Below are 22,246 nucleotides of genomic sequence, written 5' to 3' on the forward strand. Positions count from 1 at the left end.
AACGATCGACACCACCAGATGGCGCATCCGTTCACCAGAACGGGTGGCCCGGGGGGATAACCGGGGTGACCCGGGGGAGGTGACCGGGGTGTCAGGGGGTGGAGGCCTCGAGGATGGCGCGCTCGACGAGGACGCTTGCGAGGTGTCCGCGGTACTCGGCGTCGCCGTTGAGGTCCTCGGGTGGGCTCATGCCCTCGGCGGCGACGGCGGCCGCGTCGGTGGCGCCGGCACCGGACCCGAGGGCGGCCTCGACGGCGGACGATCGGATCGGCGTCGTCGCCATGTTGACCAGTGCCACCCGTGGCTCGTCGCCCATCTGCACCGCAGCCGCCACGATCGCCCAGTCCTGCGCTCGCCGGTTGAACTTCTGATACGACCATCCCGCCCCGGCGGCCACCTTCGGCACCCGGATCTCGGTGAGCAGTTCGTCGGGCTGCAACGCGGTCTCGAGGAAGCTCGTGAACAGCTCGGTCGCGGCGATCTCACGCGTGCCGTTCGGCCCCTTCGCCACCACCGAGCCGCCCAGGGCCAACAACGCCGCCGGGAGGTCGGACGCCGGGTCGCCGTGCGCGAGCGAGCCGCCGATGGTGCCCCGATGACGGACCGACGGGTCCCCGATCTGCGACGCCACGTGCGCCAGCATCGGCGCCCCCTGCTTCAGCAGGTCGCTGCTCTCGACGTCGCGGTGGGTCGAGAGGGCGCCGATGGCGAGGTGTCCGTCGTCCTCACGGATGTACGACAGATCGTCGATGCGGCCGATGTCGACGAGCACCGACGGAGCGGCGAACCGGAACTTCAGCAGCGGGATGAGCGAGTGGCCGCCAGCGAGGAGCTTGGCCTCGTCGCCGTGCTCGGCCAGCGCCGCCAGCGCGGCGTCGGACGATTCGGCGACCGTGTAGTCGAACCCGGCGGGGATCATCCCTGGGCCCCCTTCCCGTCGCGAATGGCTCTCCACACCCGTTGCGGCGTCGCCGGCATCTCCATGTCGGTGACGCCGTACGGGCTCAGTGCATCGCACACCGCGTTGATCACGGCGGCGGCGGACCCGATCGTTCCGGCCTCGCCCACACCCTTGACGCCGAGCGGGTTGCTCGTGCTCGGCGTGACGGTCGAGTCGAGTCTGAAGCTCGGCACCTCGACGGCCGACGGCACCAGGTAGTCGAGGAACGACGGGTTCAGGCACACGCCCTCGTCGTCGTAACTCGCGCACTCCCACAACGCCTGGGCGACGCCCTGGACGATGCCGCCGTGGACCTGGCCCTCGACGATCATCGGATTGACCTGGTTGCCGCAGTCGTCGACCGCGATGTAGTCGATCAACTCGACGCCGCCGGTCCCCTCGTCGACCTCGACCACGGCCACGTGCGTGCCGAAGGGGAAGGCGAAGTTGGGGGGATCGAACGTGACCTGTTCCTGGAGGTTCGGCTCCATCCCGTCGGGGAGGTCATGGGCGGTGAACGCCCCGAAGGCGATCTCCTGGATCGTGACCGTCTTGTCGGGTGACCCCGCGACGGAGAACGTCCCACCCTCGAAGGTGAGGTCGTCGGGGTTCGCCTCCATCTGGTGGGCGACGATCAGCTTCGCCTTCTCGACGACCTTCTCGCAGGCCATGGAGACCGCGACGCCGCCGACGCTGAGCGAACGGGACCCGTAAGTGTCCATCCCGAGCGGGCTGATCGCGGTGTCGGAGTGGAGGACCTCGACATCGGCCGGGTCGATGCCCAGCTTGTCGCCGACGATCTGGGCCCAACTCGTCTCGTGACCCTGGCCGTGCGGCGTCGAGCCGGTGACGACCTCGGCTTTGCCGGTGGGCAACAGGCGGACGGTCGCATGCTCCCAACCGCCGGCGGCGTAGTTCAGCCCACCGAGCGCTCGGCTGGGAGCGAGCCCGCAGATCTCCACGTAGGTGCACAGTCCGATGCCGAGTTGCTTCTGCTCGCCGGCGTCGCGGCGGCGCTGCTGTTCTGCCTTCAGCCCGTCGTAGTCGCTCATCTCCAGCGCCCGGTCCATCGTCGGGCCGTAGTGACCCGAGTCGAAGGTGAGCGTCGACGGCACGTCGAGGTTCTCGAAGAAGTCGCCTCCCCCGAGGTAGTTCCGGCGGCGGATCTCGACCGGACTGATGCCGACCTCCGCCGCGAGGATGTCCATCGCACGCTCGATCGCGTACGAGGCCTCGGGTCGGCCCGCACCGCGGTACGCGTCGGTCGGCGTCATGTTGGTGAAGTACCCGTCGCAGGTGAAGCCGAACGCGGGGACGGCGTAGACGCCGGTGTAGAGGAAGCTCCCGAGCAGCGGCACGCCCGGCGTGATGAGCATCATGTAGGCGCCCATGTCGGCGTCGAGATGCACCCGGCAGCCGAGCAGCTTCCCGTCGGCATCGGCCGCCAACTCGATCTTCTGTTGCTGACCGCGTCCCTGATGCGTCGAACCCGCGGCCTCCGACCGTGTCTCGGTCCAACGCACGGGCCGACCGAGCCGGTGTGCGAGCGAGAGGGCGAGGATCTCGTCGGGGTTGATGTTGAGCTTGGCCCCGAAACCACCACCCACGCTGGGGGCGACGACTCGGATCTTCGACTCGGCGATGCCGGTCGTGGCGGCGGCCATCACCTTCAGGATGTGGGGCACCTGGGTCGCGCTGTAGAGGGTGACGTCCCCGCCGTGGGGGGCGGGGACGGCGAGGACGCCCCGGGGCTCCATCGCCGCCGGGATCAGTCGCTGCTGGACGAAGTTCGCCTCGATGGTGTGCGCCGCATCGGCGAACGCCGCCTCGAGCGCATCGGGATCCGGGATGAGCGGCCAGTGGTACGACTTGTTCGAGTCGAGCCCGGTGTGAGCGATCTTGTCGCCCGCGACGGCGTCGTCGATCGATGCCACTGCGGGAAGCGGGTCGTACTCCACGTCGACCATCTCGGCGGCGTCGGCGGCCTGGTACCGGGTCTCGGCCAGCACCACGGCGACGATCTCGCCGAGGTGGTGGACCTCGTCGGTCGCCACCGGGAAGTGCTCGGGGTTGACCATGTCGTCGGTGACCGGCCACGCGCACGGGAGCGGCGCGACCCACAGGCCCATCTCCTGGAGTTGGGGGCCGGTGTAGACCTCGACCACCCCGTCCATCGACTCGGCCGCCGACGCGTCGATCGACACGATGCGAGCGTGCGCGAACGTCGACCGGACCATGCCCATCCAGAGCTGGCCGTCGACCTGGATGTCGTCGACGTACTTGCCCTCGCCGGTGAGCAGCGCGGCGTCCTCGCGACGCTTCATCGGTGTTCCCACTGCCGTCATGACTGCACCTCCTGGCCCGAGGCGGTGAGCACGGCGCGCACGATGTTGTGGTAGCCGGTGCACCGGCAGAGGTTGCCCTCGAGACCGATCCGCACCTCCGACTCCGACGGCGTCGGGTTCTCGTTCAGGAACGAGGTCGCCGCCATCACCATCCCCGGCGTGCAGAAGCCGCACTGCAGGCCGTGGCACTCGCGGAAGGCTTCCTGCATCGGATGCAACTGACCGGCGCCCGCTCCGGACAATTCGGCCATCCCCTCGATGGTGGTCAGGTCTCGGCCGTCGGCCTGCACCGCCAGCGCGGTGCACGACTTCACCGACTCGCCGTCCACGTGGATCGTGCACGCACCACACGACGACGTGTCGCAGCCGATGTTGGTGCCGGTCAGTCCAAGGTCGTCTCGGAGGAAGTGCGCGAGCAGCATCCGCGGCTCGACGTCCCTCGTGTACGACCGACCGTTCACGGTCAGCGTGATCTCCATCGAATTCTGTCCCCCTTCGACATCGGGCCGACGCCGTGTGCGGTCGACGACCGGTCGTTACAGTCGCACTCAGGGGTTGGACGAAGGTTGGTCAGATGAGCCGCTTGCATCCATGAGTCACACCCAGGAGCGTCGTCGAGCACTCGAACAGGCGCGGACCACGTTCCGCGGTCAGGGGCTCGTGTCCGCCCGGATCGAGTCGGTGGTGGCCCCTGACGTCCAGGGCTCCTGGACCCGGTGCAGTGACGTCGTGGCCGTCGATCAGTTGGCGCCCGTCGAGCTCGACGACCCGGGCGCGCACTGGCACGACTCGCCCCTGCGACGCGCCGCCGGCGACGTGATCGACGAGTTGGCCGCCCTCGCCCTCCGTGAGGACTACGTGGCGGCGATCACCGATCCGCTCGGACGGATCATCTGGAGCAGTGCCGGTCGATCGATGCGCGACCGGGCCGAGCGCGCCAACTTCGTCAACGGGGCCAACTGGAGCGAGGCCGTCGCCGGGACCAACGCTCCCGGTCTCTCGTTGCAGACCGGACGTCCTGCCCAGGTGTTCGCCTCCGAGCACTGGTCGAGCACGGTCCAGGACTGGGTCTGCTACTCGGCCCCCGTGCGCGACCGCGTCGGTCGCATCGCCGGGGTCCTCGACCTCAGCGCGCACTGGCAGAAGGCATCGCCGCTCGCGCTCACCACCGTGACCGCGCTCGCGAGGCTGGTGGAGATCGAACTCCACGCCTCCACCCGGCCGCCCGACGTCCATCTCAAGGTGCTCGGCGATCCGGAGATGTCGGTGCGCGGTCACTCGGTCCATCTCTCCCACCGCCAGCTCGAGATCCTCACGATCCTCGCACTGCGCGACGGCGTCGAGCGTGAAGAACTCCAGGATCTCCTCTACGGCGACCGACCGGTCTCGGCCACGACACTCAAGGCCGAGATCTCCCACCTCCGTCGCGTCATCGACGGCGGGATCGAGTCGCGCCCGTACCGGTTGGCGATCGACATCGCCCTGGACGCTGCGCTCGTGCTCGACGCCGTCCGCCACGGCGACCTCGAGGGCGCGGCGCGTACCTATGCCGGTTCACTGCTCCCCTTCAGCGAGAGTCCGTTCCTCATCGAGACCCGTCACCACATCGACGTGACCCTTCGCGAGGAGCTGCTCCGACAGGGCACCGCGACGCAGCTGCTCGCGTTCGCCGAGCACCACCCCCACGACGCTGCCCTCCTCGAACGAGCGCTTGCGATCACGCCCGTGGCGAGTGCACTGCACAGCGAGCTCGTCGCCCGGGTCACCGTCGAGTCGCCCTGAACCGACGTGGTGGACGACGACTCCGCGGTCGGGATCCAGCGACGCGATCGGTCGCTGCTCCTCGTCGGCGCCGCGATCGGTGCGGCCGCGTTGATCGTGGTGCTGCTCCTGGCGGACCGTTCCGACGACGACGCTGCCCCACCGCCCACGACGACGAGCGAGACGTCCACGACGACGATCTCGACCGGGGTTCGGGGCGACGACCTCGACGTGATGGGCATCGCGACGATCGACGACCGGACGTTCGTGTTCGGGACGCGTGATGCCGGCGTCATGGGCGCGACCGCGGCGCCCGGGCTCGACCTCGGCTTCGCCACGCCCGCCCTCGCCGTCGGCAGCGATCTCGTCCTCCTCGATCCGTCGGGCGCGGTGCTGGTCGGCCGGGAGGGCGGCGACTTCACGACCGTCGGTTGCTGCTTCGTCGACCTCCTCACGTCGGGAGAACCCGACGCGTTCTGGGCCATCGGCGAGGACGATCACGCCGAGATGATCGACGTGGCCGACGGCGCCACGGGCCGGCGCATCGCGCTCGACGGGCAGCAGGTGGTCGGCTCGGTCGACGTCGGGCTCGTGATGGCCGACGCCGACGGACGCACCCTCTGGCGTCGACCCGCCAAAGGCGACATGGCGATCGACGTGGCGATCGACGTCGACGCCGACGAGACGGTCGTCGCAGCCGGCGGCGACGTGATCGCGGTGCACGACCGCCGATCCGCCACCCTGGAGATCCGAGCGGTGCGGGACGACCGACCGAGGGCGGTCCTCGACCTGGACGGCAGCGACGACGTCGACGTCGTGCTCTCCGCCGCCGGCGACGCGGTGGCCATCACCGTCGGTGACAGCACCACCGTCTTCGATGCTCGCACCGCTGCACCACTCGGTTCGATCGTCGGGGCCGAACGAGTGGTGTCGATCGGCGGACGTCGCTTCGCCGGCATCGTCGACGGCGAGATCGTCGCGTCCGACGACGCCCGTCGTGATCTCGCCGCGTCGGCTCGAGTCGTCGCGACGCGGGCCGAGTGACCCTGCGGGCGCCGTGTGACGCCGAGGTGCCAGGCTCCGCCCATGACCGAACGCATGGAAGTCCAACGCGCGATCGCGGCCGACCCGGCAACGATCTTCTCGATCGTGTCGTCGCCCGAGGGCCATGTGGCCATCGACGCCAGCGGGATGCTGATGTCGTCGAGCGGCGAGCCGGCCTCGGCCGTCGGCGACACGTTCACGATCCACATGGACCGTGAAGCGCTCAACGACTACCCGCTCGGGCTCTACGACGTCGAGGTCCACATCACGACGTTCGAGCAGGACCGTGAGGTCGCGTGGACGATCATCGGTCAGATCAAGCCGCAGATCGGCCACGTCTACGGGTATCGCCTCGAGCCCATCGAGGGCGGCACGCTCGTGACGTCGTACTACGACTGGTCGGAGATCGATCCGCAGTGGAAGGAAGCGGCGATCTTCCCGGTCATCCCCGAGAGCGCCCTGCGCGCCACGCTCGGCATCCTGGCCCGGACCGCTGCGCCCGGCCAGCCCCGGCCGGAACTCCCGGACGCCGAAGGCTGACGCTTCCGGCGATCAGCGCTTCGGACGCTGCGCCGCCAACACGACGAACTGCGGGTTCGACGCCACGGTCTGCGACCCGCCGAACACCCGCTTCACGTGCACGTGGTGCGCGAGGTGCTGGTTGCCCACGACCCGCAGTTCACCACCCGGGCGCAGCACCCGGCGCGCGTCGACGAACATTCGACGGGCGACCGAGGTCGTACGCGCTCCCCCGGCGTGGAACGGCGGGTTGACCACGACCAGATCGGCGGACTGGTCGTCGATGCCGTCGAGCAGGTCCGTCACGTGGAAGCTGGCGTCGGTCGTGACCCGCCCGACCGTGGCGCGGGCCGACGCGACCGCCTGGTGCGACTCGTCGCAGCACACGACCTCGAGGTCCGGGTTCTGCCGAGCCATCGCTGCGGCGACCACACCGGTGCCGCAACCGAGGTCGACAGCGACCTCGACGTGTGACAGGTCGGGCAGGGAGGTCAACAGCAGCCGGGTTCCAGCGTCGAGGCTCGAGGCGGAGAAGACGTTGGGCATGCCGGTGACCACGAGGCCGTCAGGCCCCGACCACTCCTCGCACGCCGGCGACGGGTCGTCGCTCGCGACCAGATCGGGATCGATCTCGGGGAGCAGGAGCCGCGCCTTCTTGCGAGCGAGGCTCGTCGGCGTCGGTCCCAGATGCGTCTCGAACGCCTCGATGGTCGAGCGGTGCACCGACTTCGTCATCCCGGCCCCGATCACCACGGCGTCGTCTGCCAGCTGCGAGCGGAGGCGCCGGAGCAGATCGTCGAGGTAGGCCTTCGCCCGCGGGACCTTGACGATCACTCGGTCGAAGGGTCCCCGGGGGACCTCGGTGCTGGGCACGAGTTCGACCGCAGCGGCATCGAGCCCGTTGCGCCGCAGGTTCTCGACCGTCGCCAACTCGGTGACGCGGGAGTCGGTCCATGCGACGATCGGGCCGTCGCACACCGCAGCCAGCGCGACGACGAGGGCACCGGACCCGTCGTCGACCACCAGCCATCGTCCTCCCGGGCCGAGACCGCGACCGTCGAGGTCGTGCAGCACGTACTCGTCGGCGGCGTCCCACGCTCGCAGCGGCTCGGCGCCGACCTGCCCGTGGCGTCGGAGCACGAACGTGCCCTGCGGAACGATGAGCGTGTCGTCGAGCTCGCCGTCAGTCATCGGGCGAGCCTGCCAGATGGCCGCTACGACACCCCTGTCCGGTAGTCGCCGAACGGTTCGTCCCGCTCGGACAGCGCCTTGGTCAAGCCCTCGGACCGCATGCCGTCGATGAAGTCCACGAACGTCGGTTGATGGATCCCGAGCGCGCAGATGTCGGTGCCGTTGCGGATCGACGTGCGAAGACCCATGGTGTCCATCGCCCGGTGGACGGTGCGCTTGTTGAGCTGCACGATGTCGGACGGGATGAGGGCGATGCGTGTCGCCACGGCGACCACCTCGTCGTCGAGTCGGTCGGCGGGGAAGCTCCGGTTGGCCCATCCGAGACGGACCGACTCATCACCGGAGATGTGGTCGCCGGTCACCATCATCTCCATCGCCGCACGGGGGCCGAGGAACCAGGCGTGGAACTGCATGTCGGGGACGCCGAAGCGCACTGCGGGGTACCCCATCTTGGCGTCGTCGGCGACGTAGACGAGGTCGCACCCCGTCGCCAGCTCGCTCCCGCCGGCGAGGCAGTAGCCGTGCACCTGGGCGATGACCGGCTTGGCCAGGTCCCAGATGCTCATCCAGGTCTCGGTCACGTGGCGGGGCCAGTGACCTTCGCCGCCCGGGGTGAAGTGCGGCATGTCGACGCCGTCGTTGCCGTCGCCGAGTTCGTAGCCGGCCGAGAAGCACGACCCCGCACCCCGAACGATCGACACCCGCACGTCCGGGTCGTCGTCGGCCGTCTGCAACGCCTCCATCAGCTCGCGACGGAGGGTGTGGTTCAGCGCGTTGCGCTTGTCGGGCCGGTTGAGCGTGATCCGGCGGATGTGGGGTCCGGGCTCGTCGACGAGGATCGTCTCGTGGTCGCCGGCCACGGTCACTTGATGGCCTTGGGGTCCATGTCGCCCGAGAGTCGCTCAAGCGTCTTGTCGGGGACCTCGTCGATCGGGGTGCGGATCTCGCCGACCGTCGGCCCGAACTTCTTGCCGAGGGGTGCCAGTGCATCGACGTCGAAGCCGTAGAGGTCGGCGGCGTTGTCGGTGAGCATCATCTTCACCTCGGCCGGGTCGACGTCTGCGAAGCGGGAGCGCAGGTGCTCACGCGTGTAGGGGTGCGTGCCCTCGTCGTGGGGATAGTCGCTGCCCCACATGAACCGGTCGACGCCCACCACGTGGCGAGCCGCGACGTCGGCGAGCCCGGGCTGGCTGACCCCGATCCACACGTTCTGGGCGAAGTACTCGGACGCGTCCTTCTTCAAGACGTGGTCGTCGCCGTACCGGATCTCGCCGGTGGCACCGGTGTCGCGGATGCTGCGGATGGTGCCGTCGAGGCGCTCGAGCAGCGGCGGCACCCAGGCGCAGCCGACCTCGGTCATCACGAACTTGAGCCGCGGGAACCGCTCGAACACCCCGGACAGGATGAACTGCGACAGCGGACGCTGCGAGTAGAAGCCGGTCTCGGTGATGTAGAGCAGCATCGAGACCGCGTAGGGCCCGTAGTCGGGGTTGCCGGTGCCCCCGTGGATCGTGACCGGGACCTCGAGGTCCTGGCACAGCTCCCACACCGGGTCGTAGCAGGGGTCGTGGAGCGGACGCATCCACGGGCAGTCCGGCGGGATGTTCGGCAGCAGGACACCGCCACGCAGGCCGTGCTCCTTGATCCACCGGACGTCGTCGAGCGCGTCGTCGACGTCGTTGAGGAAGATCTGGCCCACGCCGGCACGTCGGTCGGGGAACTCGTTGCAGAAGTCGACCAGCCACCGGTTGTGCGCACGGACGCCAGCGATGCGATGTTCGTACTCCTCGGGCTTGGGCGGCTTGGCGAAGAGGACGAAGCTGGGGAAGAACGGCGGGACCGTGTTGGGGAACACGACCTCGGCGACGATGCCGTCGGCCTCCTGCTGGGAGTTCCGCAGCTCGTCGTCCCAGTTCCGGAGCTTCCTCGTGTCGCCGAGGTCCTTGTACGGGTTCTTGTACTCGCCTCGCCAGGCGTCGAAGTCGTCGCGGTACCGCTTGTCGAGGTACTCGCGGTACTGCGCGTGGCTCCCGCCGGCGTGGCTGTCTGCCGTGATGATCGTGTAGTGCTCGGCGTCGTCGATGACGGACATGGGTCCCCCCGGATCGTGGTCTCGGCCAGATGGTAGAACATTGTTCTCGTGTCGGATGCCACCAGCAGTGAGACCAGGACTCGGATCGTCCGTGCGACAGTCGGGCTGATGCAGTCCCGGTCGTACGACGACGTGCAGATGCGCGACGTCGTCCGGGCCGCGGACGCGGCCATCGCCACCGTGTACCGCTACTTCACGTCGAAGGACCACCTGCTGGCGGCGGCGCTCCTCGAGTGGTCCGGGCGCTTCCCCGACGACGTCCGTCGCTCGACCGCGACGACCAGCGTCGACGAGGTCAAGGAGGCGTACGGCCGCGCCATCCGGTCGTTCGAACGGTTCCCCAGCGTCTACACCCACCTCGACGCGCTCCGTTCCACGACCGACGACGATGCTCGGACGCTCTACCGAGAGTTCGCGACCCGCCAACAGGATGCGTTCGGCGTCTCGCTGCGCCGGATCCGTGCCGACCGCCGCCGTCGCATCGTCGACGTGATGGACGCCGTTCTCGACTCGAGCCTGCGCGAGTGGTCACAGGGCCGGCGCTCGATCGACGGGGTGATCGAGGCCGTCGACTCCGCCGCCGACCTCCTGCTCGCGCCGCGGAGCTGACGCCCGCGACCTATCGGCCGCCCGCGTCGGCGAGTGCTCCGTCGAGGATCCAGCGACACGTTCTGGCCATGACCTCGAGCGCGGCTTCGGGATCCAGCTGAGCGACATCGGTGAGTGACGTGGCAGCTTCGGTGCCGAAGCCGATGATGAGGGCTGCGACCAACTGCTCGAGCTCCGATCGGGACAGACGACTCTCGAGCGGCTGGACGACCTGACGGATGAACTTGGTGCGACGACCGGCTCGCACCTCGGTGTCGTCGCCTCCGGCTCCTTGGCGTGCGAACCAGCGCTCATGCCCCGCCTTGGCCTGCTGCCGGAACGGCGCTTGGTCGGTGAGCATCCGCCAGCCGAGGGTCCGGACCAAGGCGTCCAACCGAGCGTGGACATCGTCGCCGGCCGCATCGATTGCCGGGCCGACCTCGTCGCTGGTCGACACGAAGGACAGCAGCTCCGCTGACGCTTCGTCCTGGAGATCATCGGCGGAGGTGAAGTAGCGGTACGCGGTCGCCGGCGACACGCGTGCTCGTTCGGCCGCATCCGGAACCGTGGGCTCCCGGCCTTCCCGGAAGATCTCGATCGCCGCCGAGAGGATCGCCTCCCGAGTCCTGGCCTTCTGGTTGACGCGACCGTCGCCCATCAGGGATTCTCCTTGACATGAGAGTCCACTCTCATGATGATACTCGAATCCAATCACATTGCCAACGCCCCGCCCCTGAAGGGAGCTCCACATGAGCACCGACCTCGATCAGCTCGTCATCGACTGCCGGTCTGCACTCGCGGAGGACCGTCCCCAAGCCGCACTCAAGGAGGTGCTCGAGCGTGCGGTTGCCCGACCCGCCGACCTGCTCGCAGCGCTGCCCGCCGACCAGCAGAAGTCCGTCCCCGTGCACGTCTCGGACGAGCTCACGATCCTCCAGATCGTGAACGCTCCGGGATTCGCGTTCTTGCCGCACGACCACGGATCGTGGAGCGCCTGCGCCTATTACGCGGGCCGCGAGCACAACACCTTCTACCGACGCACGTCGCACGGACTCGAGGCCGCGAGCGGCAAGGAGTACGACGCCGGCGTCGTCTCGCTGATGGGCGCCGATGCCGTCCACGCCATCGAGAACCCGCTCGACACCAACAACGCCGCCCTGCACGTGTTCGCCGGGAATCCGTTCACGGCGCCATGTTCCCAGTGGGACCCCGAGTCGTTCGAGCAGGCGCCGTTCGACATCCCCTATGTGATGTCGGTCTACCCCTCCCCCGAATGAGGAGGTTCGGCACGTTCAGGCGCGCATCTGCACCGAACGCGCCGATCGGCGCGTTCGGTGCGTCAGGATCGACGACTGGTCAGCGATTCTGGCGGAGGGGGTCGATCCGGCCGCCGCTGATGGCTCGGGCGATGATGCCCTGCTGGATCTGCTCGGTGCCCTCGAAGATGTCCATGGTCGATTCAGCCCGTCCGTCGAGTGCCATTCACCCCGTCTGAACTGGTCTTTTCCGGACTTCGTGTCGGCTGGTGTTGGCCCGTACCGAGCAGTTGTAGGGATGCGAGTAGGGACGCGGACCTCTAGCTGGACCACACGAGCGGTGGGTCAGGGCCCGTCAGCCCGTTCGACACGGATGGCATCGGCAAGCTTCGTCCGTGAAGAAGGTGGCGTCGATCTGAAGACTGCTACGACGCTTCGTGTGACTTCTCGTCGAGTGCGACCGAAACGAGGTCCACACCTCCCGGGGGGTACCGGCAATGGACCGTCGTGCTGCCGAGCCTCCATAGGTCCCAGGCAGGTGTGTTGCCGAACGGTTGGATGACACGCGCCTCTCCGGATCGTGTGGGATCACCGAGCCTGTCAAGCAGTTCCTCACGGTCGTTGCCGAACGCGATCCCCGCCGGAAGTTCCCAGCGGTACTCGGTGTAGCCGTCGAGCCGGGCGGAGCAGAGATGGACGGTCGTGACGGTCCCCGCTGCATCGGCGACGAGGTCGAACCCGTGGTGGGGGAACTCGGCATACACCCTTCCGTCGATCTCCTCTGTGGCCGGGCGATCCAACCCAAGTTCAGTCCAGTCGATGTCGGTGAGGGATCGCCCAAGCAAGTCGATTGGTGTGGCCACCTAGTACCTCCCATCCTGCCGGTTCAGCTGGTGCAACCGTTCGAAGGCCCGGTCGATGTGGTGTCTCGAGAATCCCCGTTGAAGTAGATCACGACGCAGTTCGGCAAGATCCCGCCGAGCGGCGGCACCAAGATCGGCTGCGTCGCTGGCGATCTGCGCCGGCGAGTTCCGGCCGCCAAACGTTCGGGAAGCTGCCTGATGCCGCTGGGTGCACACAACCACGCAGTTCGTGTTGTTGCGAAGATGGCGCACCTCGTCTGGCCGCAGCTCTCGTCCAAGAGACTCTTCTACGTTCCGACGCACCGCTGCGAACGACGGGACGTGATCGGGGGTCAGGCCGTCGCCCACGCTTCGCCGTGCGAGGTCCCCGTAGGTACCAACGTCGAGTTCGGCGACGCGACTGGCGTTCGAGACTCGCCCAGCCAAGCGGAGGCTCGTAGCACCTTGGCCAAGGAATGGGATGAGCCCTGCTGCCGAGATGCCTGCGTTCAGGCCGTCACCCTCGACCAGGTAGTAGCCAGCGTTGAGGAGGTCCGCCACCTCCCCGATCGCTGGAATCAGTCCTGCGACGTCCAGCCCGCCGTGGATCCATCCGCTAATCCCACCGCGTCGAGCCGGCGCCTCTGGGAACGTGCTGGCCACGCTCTCAGTTATCGAGAACAGCGCGGCAAAGAGGTCGACGTCGATGGCACCCGCAGAAGCGAGCGCTCGTACGTACGGTCGTACGTCTACCCGAAGCGAGTCGATCTGCGCGAACCAGCTGAGCTGCCAATGGTTGACCAGTTGAACGTAGTCATCTGAGTATCCGCCGAGTCTCAGGACGGGGCCTGCCATCGCACCTACCTCAACTCGCGTGGTCTCCCACCAGCCGTTGAGAAGCGCGTTCGCCGCCTCGACGTAGGGGTCCGTCTGCCAGCGGATCTCGTCGTCGGTGACCGATGAGGTGCCCAAGGGATCCACGCGGTTGGTCGGCGCGTTGTCGACGTAGTGATAGAGGTTGGTCAGGGTCGTCATGCCTGGCTTCCCGTCGAGCGGGTCCTTGGTCGTGAACCGACCAACTCGGACCTCGAGATCACGTGCTCGGAGGTGCAGGCTTTCGCCGAGGTGGAGTTCGCCGCGGTACCCGAGAGAAGGCGCCTGTTGGTTGGCATGGCCGGCGGCTGGCTCGCCGCTGGCGAAGAAGCGTGTGGCTCTCGTCAGGTGGGATGTCGCCGTGGTCTTGAGGATGGAGCCGAAAGCGTCGCGTGAGAACAGCGCGGCCTGGCCCGTCGAGTCGACTGTGCCCAGTTCGCCGAGTCCGGCGATGACTTGATGCTCGGTCCCGTCGATCGAGATGCTGGCGAGTTCCGGGATGTCGCGGGTGCGGTCCCAGCGCAGCTCGTAGTTGCGGCTAGTGCCGTCCGGGTCGGTGTACGAGACGGCTGAGAGGAGCTTGTCGGTGTCGTAGGTGCGCGTCTCGACGGTGGGGTTGCCGGATCCGGCCTTCGTGGTGATCGTGTCGGGCAGGCCACGGGCGTCGTATGTGGTCGAGACGTAGTTGTTGTTGTTCCGCTTGCGCTCGACCTCGCGTCCTGCGTCGTCGTAGGAGTAGTTCCAGGCTGTCGTCCCGCTGCGCAGGTCGGTGACGAGTTGGTCGCCCGCGTTCGTCGTGTACGTGTCGGTCGCCGTTCCTCGCGTCTGCGAGGCGACGTTGCCCACTGCGTCGTAGGTGTGGGTGCGGTCGTCGCCGGTGCCCGCCGCACCGCGGGTGGCGCTGAGCAGCTGGCCGGCTGGATCGTAGGTGTAGGCCTCGTCGTCGCTTCCGCCGATACTTCCGACCGCCAAAGCCGTGACCTGCCCGTTGGTGTCGTACGTGGGCCGGTAGCGCTTAGTCCCGCTTAGGACCTGTGTGAAGTCGACCGTTCGTCCCGCCTGGTCGAGCGCATAGCTACGGTAGCTCCCACCCGGGAGGTTCTCCCGGAGCAGGTAGCCGTCGAGGTCGAAGTCGTAGGTGGCGACTCCGAGGTCTGGGTGGTCGACTGAGGTGAGTCGGCCCACCGGGTCGTATCCATAGGCAGTTGTGGTCCCATCTGGGTACGACATCGAGGTGCGCCGGCCGGCCAAATCGTACGTGTACGCAAGGGTGCCGTTTGGCCCGGCGTCGGTGAGCACGCGACCCATCGCGTCGAGAGTGAAGTTCGTGGTCCCCTCTGGGCCGCTGCTCGAGGTTCGTCGTCCTGCGGCGTCGTAGCCCGTCGTGATCGCGGTTCCGTCGCCGTAGGTATGCGTGATGGGACGGTCTGCCCCGTCGTAACCGATCGTCTCAGTGAGCCCGGCTGCGTCAGTCGTGGAAGCCAGACGGCCGAGGATGTCGTACGCGAAGGTCGTGGTTTCGCCGAGCTTGTCGGTGTGGCTCAGAAGCCGGTCAGCGAGGTCGTAGGTCCAGGATTCGGCGTTTCCGTTCGCGTCCGTGCGAGTGGTCCGGTTGCCCCGACCGTCGTAGGTGTGCCCGGTGACGCCTCCGTTGGGATCAGTGACGGTGTCGAGGCGACTGAGCAGATCCCACGTGTACTGGGTGAGCGCGCTGAGCGAATCCGTCACGGTGGCCGTCTCGCCTCGGGCCGTATAGGTGAAGATGGTGGTCGCGCCGTCCGGACCGGTTGAGCTCAGCACCCTCCCTGCTGGGTCGTGGGTGTACTGAGTGGTTCGGCCGGTGGGACTTATCTGCGTCGTCGTTCGCCCGTCGTCGTCATAGACGGTGGTAGTTGTGCCCCCATCCGGTTTGGTGACCGAGGCCAACCGGCCGGCGGCGTCATAGCCATGTGACGTTGTGTGGCCGAGAGGGTCGGTCTCGGTGAGCAGTCGTCCGGCTGGCGAATAGGTGGCCGTCGCGACGCCGCCGTCGGGATGATGAGTCGACGTCAGGTTGCCGGCCTGGTCGTAGACGTAGGTCGTGGTCTCATCGAGCGGGTCGGTCACCGAGGTGATCCGGTCTTGGTCGTCGTAGGTGTACGCAGTCGTGTTGCCGAGGGGGTCGGTTTCGGACACGATCCGATCTCGTCCGTCGTGGACCGTGACCCAGGACTCGTCGTCGCTGTTGGTGACGGCGGTGACATTGCCCTCATCGTCGTGCGTGAACTCGGTCACGACTCCGGTTGGGTCAGTCGTGGCGATGAGCCGGTTGAGGCCGTCGTAGCTGTGGGTAGTGACGGCGCCACCGGGTCGAGACTCGGTGAGCTGGTTGCCTTGCGAGTCGTAGGTGTACGACGTGACCCCGCCGAGCGCGTCGGTCACGGTTGCCAGGTTGCCGGCGGGATCGTACGTGTTCGTGGTGACGCCGCCGGCCGGGTCGGTGAGGGTGAGCACCCGGCCGCTGGTGTCGTAGGTGGTCGTGGTGAGGGCGCCGGTCGGGTCGGTAACCGAGGTCACCCGACCCATTGCGTCGTAGGTATACGTGGTCGTATGCCCGAGGGGTGTGGTCTCGGTGAGTCGCCTGCCAGCGCCGTCGTACGTGTACGTCGTCGTTTCACCCGCCCCGTTGGTCACCGATGTCAGGTTGCGACGAGCGTCGTACGCCATGGTGCGCACGACGCCGTCGGCGTCCGTCATCGACTCGATGAGGCCGTTTGTGATTCCGAGCGAGAGTGGTTCGTCGTCGACGCCGATGATCTCGGTGGGAGTTCGTTCCGAGCCGGCGTAGACGAACTCGGTCGTACCGGTGTCGTCGGTGTAGGAGATGGGTCGATCGAGGGAGTCGTAGGCGGTCGACGACACTGCACCGGCCTGGTCGGTGGTCTGCGTGACGTTGCCGTGGTCGTCGTAGAGCTGGGAGAAGCCGTTGGTATTGCGATCGACGGCTGCCGTGAGGTTGCCGTCGTCGTCGTAGGTCTTCGACATGACGGCACCGAACGGATCGACGATCGAGGTCAAGCGACCAGCGTCGTCGTGGTGGTAGGTCGTGACCGTGCCGTTGCCGGAGTTCGACACCGTCGTCGTGCCATCTGGGTTGTACGTGAAGGTCGCCACCGCACCGTTGGGCCCGGTCTGCTGGCGGATCCTGCCCTCGGTGTCGTACTCGTTCGCGACGACGAGGCGCCCGCCCTGGTCCCGGTGTTCCACGATTCGGCCGTCGGGATCAACGTCGTACTCCGTCGTGCCCCCATCAGGATGCGTGACCTCCGTGAGGTCGCCAGCAGCGTTGTAGGTATAGGAGACCGTGCGGCCGTCGTCCGTCGTCACCGACTCCAGCCGTCCAAGCGCATAGGTGAATGAGAGCGCGGCGCCCGTCGATGAGACGGCTGACTGAAGCAGACCAGCACCATCCCGTACCAGGTCGACGCTCTGACCGCTCGAGTCAGACAATCGAGCGAGCCGGCCAGTTGTATCGAATTCCCAGACCTCGCCGTCGAAGTACTCGATCGACAGCGTCCCGTCACCATCGTCGACTAGGTCGCCGAACATCTCCTCCGGGCGGTCCCAGCCGGCGCCGTCCCATTCGAAGGTGATCCGGCGTCCGTCGTGGTCGACCATCTCGACCGATTGGCCGACAGCACCATCCAAGTTGGCGTCGTAACCAAGGCGCCATCCGCGCCCGAGGCTCGTCGCACCATCATCCAGAGCGTTATATGTCCGGGACACCTCAACTCCGTGCACCGCCACGGAGCCCGCTACGTCGATGGTTGTGGTCGTGAAGTTGCCCGTCGCAGTGTTGACCGGATCGCTGGCGTAACCACCGGAACGACGGCCAGGCCCAAAGAGGCCCTCGGGCGCCAGTCGTGGGGACAATCCGGTTCCAATCCCCCAGTACTGGCGATCAAGTCCAAGTGCCGCGAATGAGCCGTCTGCGCTCAGTGCCGTCGCCTGCCACACAGCCTCACTGTCGGTCGCACTCAGAATGGTCGTGGTTCGAGTCTCGAAGTCATGAAGGTAAACATCGGACTGCACGCTTCCCGATGGCGACGTGAGAAACTGGTCTACCGAGCTGAACATCACGATTGAACCGTCAGCGCTAATGCTCGTGTATATGGACGAACACGAAGAGCCTGAGTTGACGCAAGGAGATGGTTCCCCACCCGTCACAGCGCTCACAAGTAGCGTTGCGCCAGTGGATCGGTCATGACGAAAAATATCCCAATCGTAGGGCCCATTGTTTGGGACTACAAAGTTCGTCGCGAGCGACTCAAAGGCGACTATCTGACCGTTGCTGCTCAAGGATGGTCGCGTACTGGGCTTGTCGCTCTGTACGCCCTGAGAGTTCTCACTTACTCGTTCAGTAACACCAGTGCTTAGTGATCGAACAAATACGTCATTCGACGAGCCGTTGGCATCGGGGCCGGAGACGACGTTCGAAGCACGAGACGCAAATGCAACCGTTGTCCCGTCGCCACTGATATCAGGTTCACTGCTGTCGTGACTCGCCTGCCCGCCAGTGGTTGATGTGCTGAGACGCGTTGTTGTTTGAGCCGCTACATCACGGAGAAACACGTCCTTCGCTCCGATGTCTCCGGAAACTAGGTTCGAGGCGCTCGATTCGAATGCGACGAGATTACCGTCGTCGCTGATTGACGGAATGCGACTGCTGCCATTCGCCAGAGCACCAGAGGTAGAGACACTCAGAAGGTCCAAAGTTCCTGAAGATACCTCTACCCGATAAACATCCTGAGTACCGTTCGTATCCTCGGAGAGGAGCCCAGCCGATGTGGAGAATGCGACGAACTGGCCGTCTGGTGTTATAACGGGGTCCCAACTATATCCATCGCTTTCGGTGCCGTCGTCTTTCACACTCAAACGTGTCGTGGTTCCGGTAGCACGGTCACGTAGAAAGATGTCTGAGATTTGGTTTGTATCGCCTGGGACCAAGTTGCTCGCAAGCGAGTCAAAGACGAACATCGTTCCGTCCGCGGAGAGAGAGCCGCCCGAGCCGGCGGAAGCAAACTCTGCTTGTTCCCCTTGCGTCGATTGCGACAACAACTCGTAAGGGGATAGATCTGGTGCAGCGAGCACTGGCTGCGCAATTGCCAACATCGGACAGAGAACCAACACGCCTACAAAGCTTCGAAGAGCTTTCACCGCACCCACCGTTTCGTGCTGAACGACTAGTTCTACGAACTATGAGCCATTCGTCTCCGACCTGCAACACATGATTTGTCGTCTGACGACCTGAATGCGACGGTTCCCCGGAGACACTCAGGACCCCCAATCGGCGCCGTCCGTCTTCGAGGGGCGGCTCCCGACGTCCCCGATGGACGTCATCGCGACAACCCGAGCTCAACCGCCCGGGGATCGAGCCCACGCGCCAGTTCGTTGCGCTCGAACTTCAGCATGTCGAGGCGCGCCTTCATGACCGGGTTGAGGTCGAGCCACTCGATGCGCTGGATCTCCGGAGCAACGCCGGCCGACTCGTCGATCGGGATCGAGGACCAGAGCACGTCGCGTTCGTGGTCCACTCGGGCGAGGCGGAGGGCCATCGACTCGGTCGGCGCGACGGCGTAGGAGTTCTCGACCTCGAGTAGATCCGTAACCGGCGTGCCGGTGTCGATGGCCCAGCGTTGGCGCCGCTCGGTCCCCCACTCCCGCCGCAGGTCGATCTCGACCTGGTCGACATCGTCGGCGACGGCGTAGACCGTCGTTCGGTCACGCGCACGGCTCATCTTCACGTACGCCAGCTCGCGTCCGCCGCCGTCCTCGAGGACGTGGGCGGTGTCGTGGGTGGCTCCCTGCGAGCGGTGGACGGTCACGGCGTAGCCGTGGGCGAGTCGGTCGTGAGACAACTCGTCTCCGGCAAGCTCATGCTGGCGGCCGTCGATCATCTCGATCGTGAGGGCGTGCCGATCGACGTCGACGGCGACCACTGTGGCGCGGGTCGAGGTGACGACCGATCGGTCGTCGGAGGGTGCGAGCGTCACCACTCGGTCGCCTGTCCGATAGCTGCGCCCCCCGGATGCGCGAAGCTCGGGACCGCTGAGCCGGCCGGCGCTGTCCCAGTGCGCTCGGCCGAGGGCATTGAGCGCGTCGACGCTCGTCCGGCGCCAAGCCAACATCGTCGTGTCGTACCCGATGTGGATGTCCTCGGCCCAACAGCGAGCGCATGCGGCAAGCGCAGCACTGCGACGGGGTTCGACCTCGACCGCGCCTTGTCGCAAGTACCACTCGACCGCCTCGCGGACGTCCCCGTGACGGAGTTGAGCGAGTGCGCTCAGCTCGGCCAGGTTCCGCTGGCGAACGTTCTCGTCGAGGACGTGGACGGCCTGGCGGTCGGCGACTCCTTCGAGTCCGCCTCCGGGACCGACGGCGCCGAGCTGGCGGTGGTCGCCGACGAGGATGACCTTGGCCCGGGCCATGTCGGCGGCGGTGAGAACGCGGAGGAGGTGGTGGTCGTCGGTCATCCCTGCCTCGTCGAGGATCACCATGGTCGACTCGTCGAGCTGCTCGCTGCCATGGTCCAGTCCCCAGAGCAGGGACGCGACGGTCGAGCTGTCCACGTGCGCTTCTGCGCCGAGAGTCTGAGCGGCCTGTCCCGATGTGGCCGTTCCCACGACTCGGTAGCCGGCCGACTGGTAGGCGGTTCGCACTGCGTCGAGGGCGGTGGTCTTTCCGGAGCCGGCCACGCCGACGATCACGTCGATGCCGCGACCGCTGGTGCAGATCGCTTCGACGGCAGCGCGCTGGCCCGATGTCAGCCGGTGTCCGAGTGTCGACTCCTTCCATTGGAGCGCGGCGGCCACCTGCTCCGAGCTCGCGGACGGGGCGCCACGACGTACGGCAGCGCGCTCGATGCTCCGAGCTATGGCCGTCTCGATGGCGAGCACGCACGCCGGGGCGAAGGGCTGCTCATCGGCACCCGGTCGTGCGACAAGCGGAATTGCGGCGCCGTGGTCGAGGACGGCGTCGACCACGCGGTCGAGCTCGCCGGGGTCGAGCCCGTAGAGGAAGGGTGCTGCTTCGACCATGACGTCGCGTCGGCTGAAGACCTTCAGCGCGGCGAGCGGGCCGTCCGGTCCGAGGAGGTGCTCGACGACGGCGCGTACGTCGGCGGGATGGAGCATCGCGGGGGCGATCCGTCGGGTGTCGGCCTTGCGGATGCTCTCGATGATTTGGTCGGGGTGCCAGCCGATGTCGGTCAGCTCTTGGCGCCATCGAGGCACGAGGTCGTCAACCGCTTCGAACCGTTTGGCTGATCGGCTGGTGCGGGCGGCGATGCCCCGGGCCCGGTACGAATGGAAGCCGGCCTCGTCGAGGGCGTCGTCGGTCTCGTCGGATCGCTTCGAGTGGAGGTCCATCACCTCCTGCGCGACACCGGCGATGGCCCAGTGGCGAAGCCTCCCGGATGGGCCGTTGTCGGGCACGATCCCGTAGCCGAGCTCGATCGCCTTCCGGGCTGCGGCCATCCGCCCGGCGGCCGTGGCGGCGTGGACGTGCTCGCGGATCAGGGCGGTGTGTGCACCTTTCCATCCGCCCCGTTCGTCGAACATGGCGCAGACGTTGGCGATGAGCACGTGGTCGTGGGGGCCAGGGTCGCCGGCGCGAGTCGTGGCGTGGCGGGTGTGGGCGTAGACGAGGCCACCGGTCGGGGTCGGCGTCGCCGCTCGACCCCGGCGGCCACCTCGCTCGCACACCAGCTGTTCGAGGTACTCGAGGGTGGCGTCGCGCTCGGCGTCGAGGACGGCGTGCATGTCGTCGGCTCGGCCGATGACCCCGAGCTCGGCGACCGACTTGTGCGCGCTGACGACGAGTTCCATCCCCGGTCGTTTGGTGTTGGCGAGTCGGATCCGGGTGTCGGGATCGGCCGCGCCACCGGGGCCGAAGATGGCCTTGTATTCCCGCGAGTCGACCGGTCCGGACAAGCCGAGCAGCCGGGTGCCCCGCCCGCCCCAGCGCAATGGGGTCTCGCCCCGGCTGCCGTAGTAGTCGAGGGCCGCTCCGGGGTGGTCGTCTTCCCGGCCGAGCACGGTGGCCTCGTGGTAGGCGACCGATTCGGCGCCCATCGGGCGAACGAACGCCACCGGTCATTCCCCCGTCCCGGGACGGCGGGGGACGCCGTGCAGCCGGCAGGTTGCAAACGTGTTCTCCGCTCTTTCGGTCTCCGACCGTGAACCGCATCGTGAAGATCGGATCGGTCCTTCGGGGCGGCGCCGCTGTCTGGTCATGACGCCGGTCGGCTGCGGAGCGCGTCGAGGACAGCGTCGACGTCGGTGCCGAGGATGTCGGCGAGCTGGTTGACCGGGACGAGGATCCGCCGTCCGAGCCGAACGGTGGGGAGCTCACCACTCTGCGCGAGTTCGTACGCCGTCGTCCGGCTGATGCCGACCAGTTCGGCAGCCTCGGCGATCGAGAGCGTCAGTCGGGTCGACCGGGACGTCGACCGGAGGGGTGGGACGGGTTCGAGGTGGTGGGCCATGACCGGATTGACCCATCACCCGTTCCGGTGAACGTTCCTGTTTGCGTTCCTGTTTGCTCTCTTTTCGAGATTTCTGTCCGGGATCTTCACGATTGCGTTCACGATCGGGTTCACGATCCCGCCAACGTTCCGGTGAACGTTCCCGGGAACGTCCTTTATCCGGCCGCCGCCGTGAAATCTCCCCCGATACGACCGCACCTCGCTGGATAGTGCGTTGCCAGCGACATCGGGGGCTGCGATACTGGACCTGCTCACCCCAGTAGGGGTGGGA

The 22,246-nt window shown here is 67.1% G+C and carries 18 protein-coding genes; 5 read left to right on the plus strand and 13 right to left on the minus strand.

The window, feature by feature from the left end:
• Positions 1-91 precede the first annotated feature (91 nt).
• Genes AB8619_RS14255 through AB8619_RS14265 form a run of 3 tightly spaced genes read right to left on the minus strand, consistent with a single transcriptional unit; the run spans position 92 to position 3,764 of the window.
• Complete coding sequence (locus AB8619_RS14255; RefSeq protein WP_436793298.1) at positions 92-919, minus strand: FAD binding domain-containing protein; 828 nt, start codon at positions 917-919, stop codon at positions 92-94.
• Positions 916-3,285 (minus strand): xanthine dehydrogenase family protein molybdopterin-binding subunit, encoded by a 2,370-nt coding sequence (locus tag AB8619_RS14260; RefSeq protein ID WP_436793299.1) that lies wholly within the window; start codon positions 3,283-3,285, stop codon positions 916-918. Before AB8619_RS14260 ends, AB8619_RS14255 begins: the two co-directional genes overlap by 4 nt.
• A complete protein-coding gene (locus tag AB8619_RS14265) occupies positions 3,282-3,764 on the minus strand; it encodes a (2Fe-2S)-binding protein (protein WP_436793300.1) in 483 nt (160 codons plus the stop codon). The genes AB8619_RS14260 and AB8619_RS14265 overlap by 4 nt, the downstream gene beginning before the upstream one ends.
• Before the next feature lie 112 nt (positions 3,765-3,876).
• Between AB8619_RS14265 and AB8619_RS14270 the strand changes: the two genes are divergently transcribed.
• Genes AB8619_RS14270 through AB8619_RS14280 form a run of 3 tightly spaced genes read left to right on the plus strand, consistent with a single transcriptional unit; the run spans position 3,877 to position 6,630 of the window.
• The gene (locus tag AB8619_RS14270; RefSeq protein WP_436793301.1) at positions 3,877-5,067 is read left to right on the plus strand and encodes a GAF domain-containing protein; all 1,191 of its coding nucleotides are present in this window, start codon (positions 3,877-3,879) and stop codon (positions 5,065-5,067) included.
• Between the two features lie 9 nt (positions 5,068-5,076).
• Positions 5,077-6,090 (plus strand): hypothetical protein, encoded by a 1,014-nt coding sequence (locus tag AB8619_RS14275; protein WP_436793302.1) that lies wholly within the window; start codon positions 5,077-5,079, stop codon positions 6,088-6,090.
• A gap of 42 nt (positions 6,091-6,132) precedes the next feature.
• Positions 6,133-6,630: a polyketide cyclase gene (locus AB8619_RS14280; protein ID WP_436793303.1), complete on the plus strand. Its 498-nt coding sequence runs from the start codon at positions 6,133-6,135 to the stop codon at positions 6,628-6,630.
• 12 nt (positions 6,631-6,642) lie between these two features.
• On the opposite strand, the gene AB8619_RS14285 is transcribed toward AB8619_RS14280, so the two are convergent.
• The 3 genes from AB8619_RS14285 to AB8619_RS14295 are packed head-to-tail and all read right to left on the minus strand — an operon-like array spanning position 6,643 to position 9,892.
• Complete coding sequence (locus tag AB8619_RS14285) at positions 6,643-7,800, minus strand: methyltransferase (RefSeq protein ID WP_436793304.1); 1,158 nt, start codon at positions 7,798-7,800, stop codon at positions 6,643-6,645.
• Between the two features lie 23 nt (positions 7,801-7,823).
• Positions 7,824-8,660 (minus strand): enoyl-CoA hydratase-related protein, encoded by an 837-nt coding sequence (locus AB8619_RS14290; protein ID WP_436793305.1) that lies wholly within the window; start codon positions 8,658-8,660, stop codon positions 7,824-7,826.
• Between the two features lie 2 nt (positions 8,661-8,662).
• On the minus strand, positions 8,663-9,892 hold the full coding sequence (locus AB8619_RS14295) for an amidohydrolase family protein (protein WP_436793306.1): 1,230 nt from the start codon (positions 9,890-9,892) through the stop codon (positions 8,663-8,665).
• A gap of 48 nt (positions 9,893-9,940) precedes the next feature.
• On the opposite strand from AB8619_RS14295, the gene AB8619_RS14300 reads away from it, so the two are divergent.
• Positions 9,941-10,501 (plus strand): TetR family transcriptional regulator, encoded by a 561-nt coding sequence (locus tag AB8619_RS14300; RefSeq protein ID WP_436793307.1) that lies wholly within the window; start codon positions 9,941-9,943, stop codon positions 10,499-10,501.
• 10 nt (positions 10,502-10,511) lie between these two features.
• Here the strand turns inward: AB8619_RS14300 and AB8619_RS14305 are convergent, their stop codons facing one another.
• Complete coding sequence (locus AB8619_RS14305) at positions 10,512-11,138, minus strand: TetR/AcrR family transcriptional regulator (protein WP_436793308.1); 627 nt, start codon at positions 11,136-11,138, stop codon at positions 10,512-10,514.
• Between the two features lie 91 nt (positions 11,139-11,229).
• Between AB8619_RS14305 and AB8619_RS14310 the strand changes: the two genes are divergently transcribed.
• Positions 11,230-11,757 carry a hypothetical protein gene (locus AB8619_RS14310; protein WP_436793309.1) on the plus strand — a complete coding sequence of 176 codons (528 nt, stop codon included), beginning with the start codon at positions 11,230-11,232 and terminating at the stop codon, positions 11,755-11,757.
• Between the two features lie 79 nt (positions 11,758-11,836).
• Here the strand turns inward: AB8619_RS14310 and AB8619_RS14315 are convergent, their stop codons facing one another.
• The 6 genes from AB8619_RS14315 to AB8619_RS14340 all read right to left on the minus strand — a co-directional run bounded on the left by AB8619_RS14315 (position 11,837) and on the right by AB8619_RS14340 (position 22,230).
• Positions 11,837-11,962, minus strand: coding sequence for a hypothetical protein (locus AB8619_RS14315; RefSeq protein WP_436793310.1), 126 nt, complete (start codon positions 11,960-11,962; stop codon positions 11,837-11,839).
• 199 nt (positions 11,963-12,161) lie between these two features.
• Positions 12,162-12,599, minus strand: coding sequence for a hypothetical protein (locus AB8619_RS14320; protein ID WP_436793311.1), 438 nt, complete (start codon positions 12,597-12,599; stop codon positions 12,162-12,164).
• On the minus strand, positions 12,600-17,567 hold the full coding sequence (locus AB8619_RS14325; RefSeq protein WP_436796388.1) for a DUF6531 domain-containing protein: 4,968 nt from the start codon (positions 17,565-17,567) through the stop codon (positions 12,600-12,602).
• A 1,259-nt stretch (positions 17,568-18,826) separates the two neighbouring features.
• Positions 18,827-21,562 (minus strand): MobF family relaxase, encoded by a 2,736-nt coding sequence (gene mobF / locus AB8619_RS14330; protein WP_436793312.1) that lies wholly within the window; start codon positions 21,560-21,562, stop codon positions 18,827-18,829.
• Positions 21,563-21,720: 158 nt separating this feature from the next.
• Positions 21,721-21,975: a helix-turn-helix domain-containing protein gene (locus tag AB8619_RS14335; protein ID WP_436793313.1), complete on the minus strand. Its 255-nt coding sequence runs from the start codon at positions 21,973-21,975 to the stop codon at positions 21,721-21,723.
• A 15-nt stretch (positions 21,976-21,990) separates the two neighbouring features.
• Positions 21,991-22,230 (minus strand): hypothetical protein, encoded by a 240-nt coding sequence (locus AB8619_RS14340; protein WP_436793314.1) that lies wholly within the window; start codon positions 22,228-22,230, stop codon positions 21,991-21,993.
• Positions 22,231-22,246: the final 16 nt, after the last annotated feature.

Origin of the sequence: Actinospongiicola halichondriae, assembly GCF_049103745.1 — a bacterium.
Lineage (GTDB): Bacteria > Actinomycetota > Acidimicrobiia > Acidimicrobiales > Salinilacustritrichaceae > Salinilacustrithrix > Salinilacustrithrix halichondriae.

Excerpts from the sequence above, each read along its gene's own strand:
- AB8619_RS14270 (WP_436793301.1), top strand. The coding sequence starts at position 3,877 with ATGAGTCACACCCAGGAGCGTCGTCGAGCACTCGAACAGGCGCGGACC.
- AB8619_RS14295 (WP_436793306.1), bottom strand. The coding sequence starts at position 9,892 with ATGTCCGTCATCGACGACGCCGAGCACTACACGATCATCACGGCAGAC.
- AB8619_RS14315 (WP_436793310.1), bottom strand. The coding sequence starts at position 11,962 with ATGGCACTCGACGGACGGGCTGAATCGACCATGGACATCTTCGAGGGC.
- AB8619_RS14310 (WP_436793309.1), top strand. The coding sequence starts at position 11,230 with ATGAGCACCGACCTCGATCAGCTCGTCATCGACTGCCGGTCTGCACTC.
- AB8619_RS14285 (WP_436793304.1), bottom strand. The coding sequence starts at position 7,800 with ATGACTGACGGCGAGCTCGACGACACGCTCATCGTTCCGCAGGGCACG.
- AB8619_RS14335 (WP_436793313.1), bottom strand. The coding sequence starts at position 21,975 with ATGGCCCACCACCTCGAACCCGTCCCACCCCTCCGGTCGACGTCCCGG.
- mobF (WP_436793312.1), bottom strand. The coding sequence starts at position 21,562 with ATGGGCGCCGAATCGGTCGCCTACCACGAGGCCACCGTGCTCGGCCGG.
- AB8619_RS14305 (WP_436793308.1), bottom strand. The coding sequence starts at position 11,138 with ATGGGCGACGGTCGCGTCAACCAGAAGGCCAGGACTCGGGAGGCGATC.
- AB8619_RS14255 (WP_436793298.1), bottom strand. The coding sequence starts at position 919 with ATGATCCCCGCCGGGTTCGACTACACGGTCGCCGAATCGTCCGACGCC.
- AB8619_RS14265 (WP_436793300.1), bottom strand. The coding sequence starts at position 3,764 with ATGGAGATCACGCTGACCGTGAACGGTCGGTCGTACACGAGGGACGTC.
- AB8619_RS14325 (WP_436796388.1), bottom strand. The coding sequence starts at position 17,567 with ATGTTCAGCTCGGTAGACCAGTTTCTCACGTCGCCATCGGGAAGCGTG.
- AB8619_RS14260 (WP_436793299.1), bottom strand. The coding sequence starts at position 3,285 with ATGACGGCAGTGGGAACACCGATGAAGCGTCGCGAGGACGCCGCGCTG.
- AB8619_RS14280 (WP_436793303.1), top strand. The coding sequence starts at position 6,133 with ATGACCGAACGCATGGAAGTCCAACGCGCGATCGCGGCCGACCCGGCA.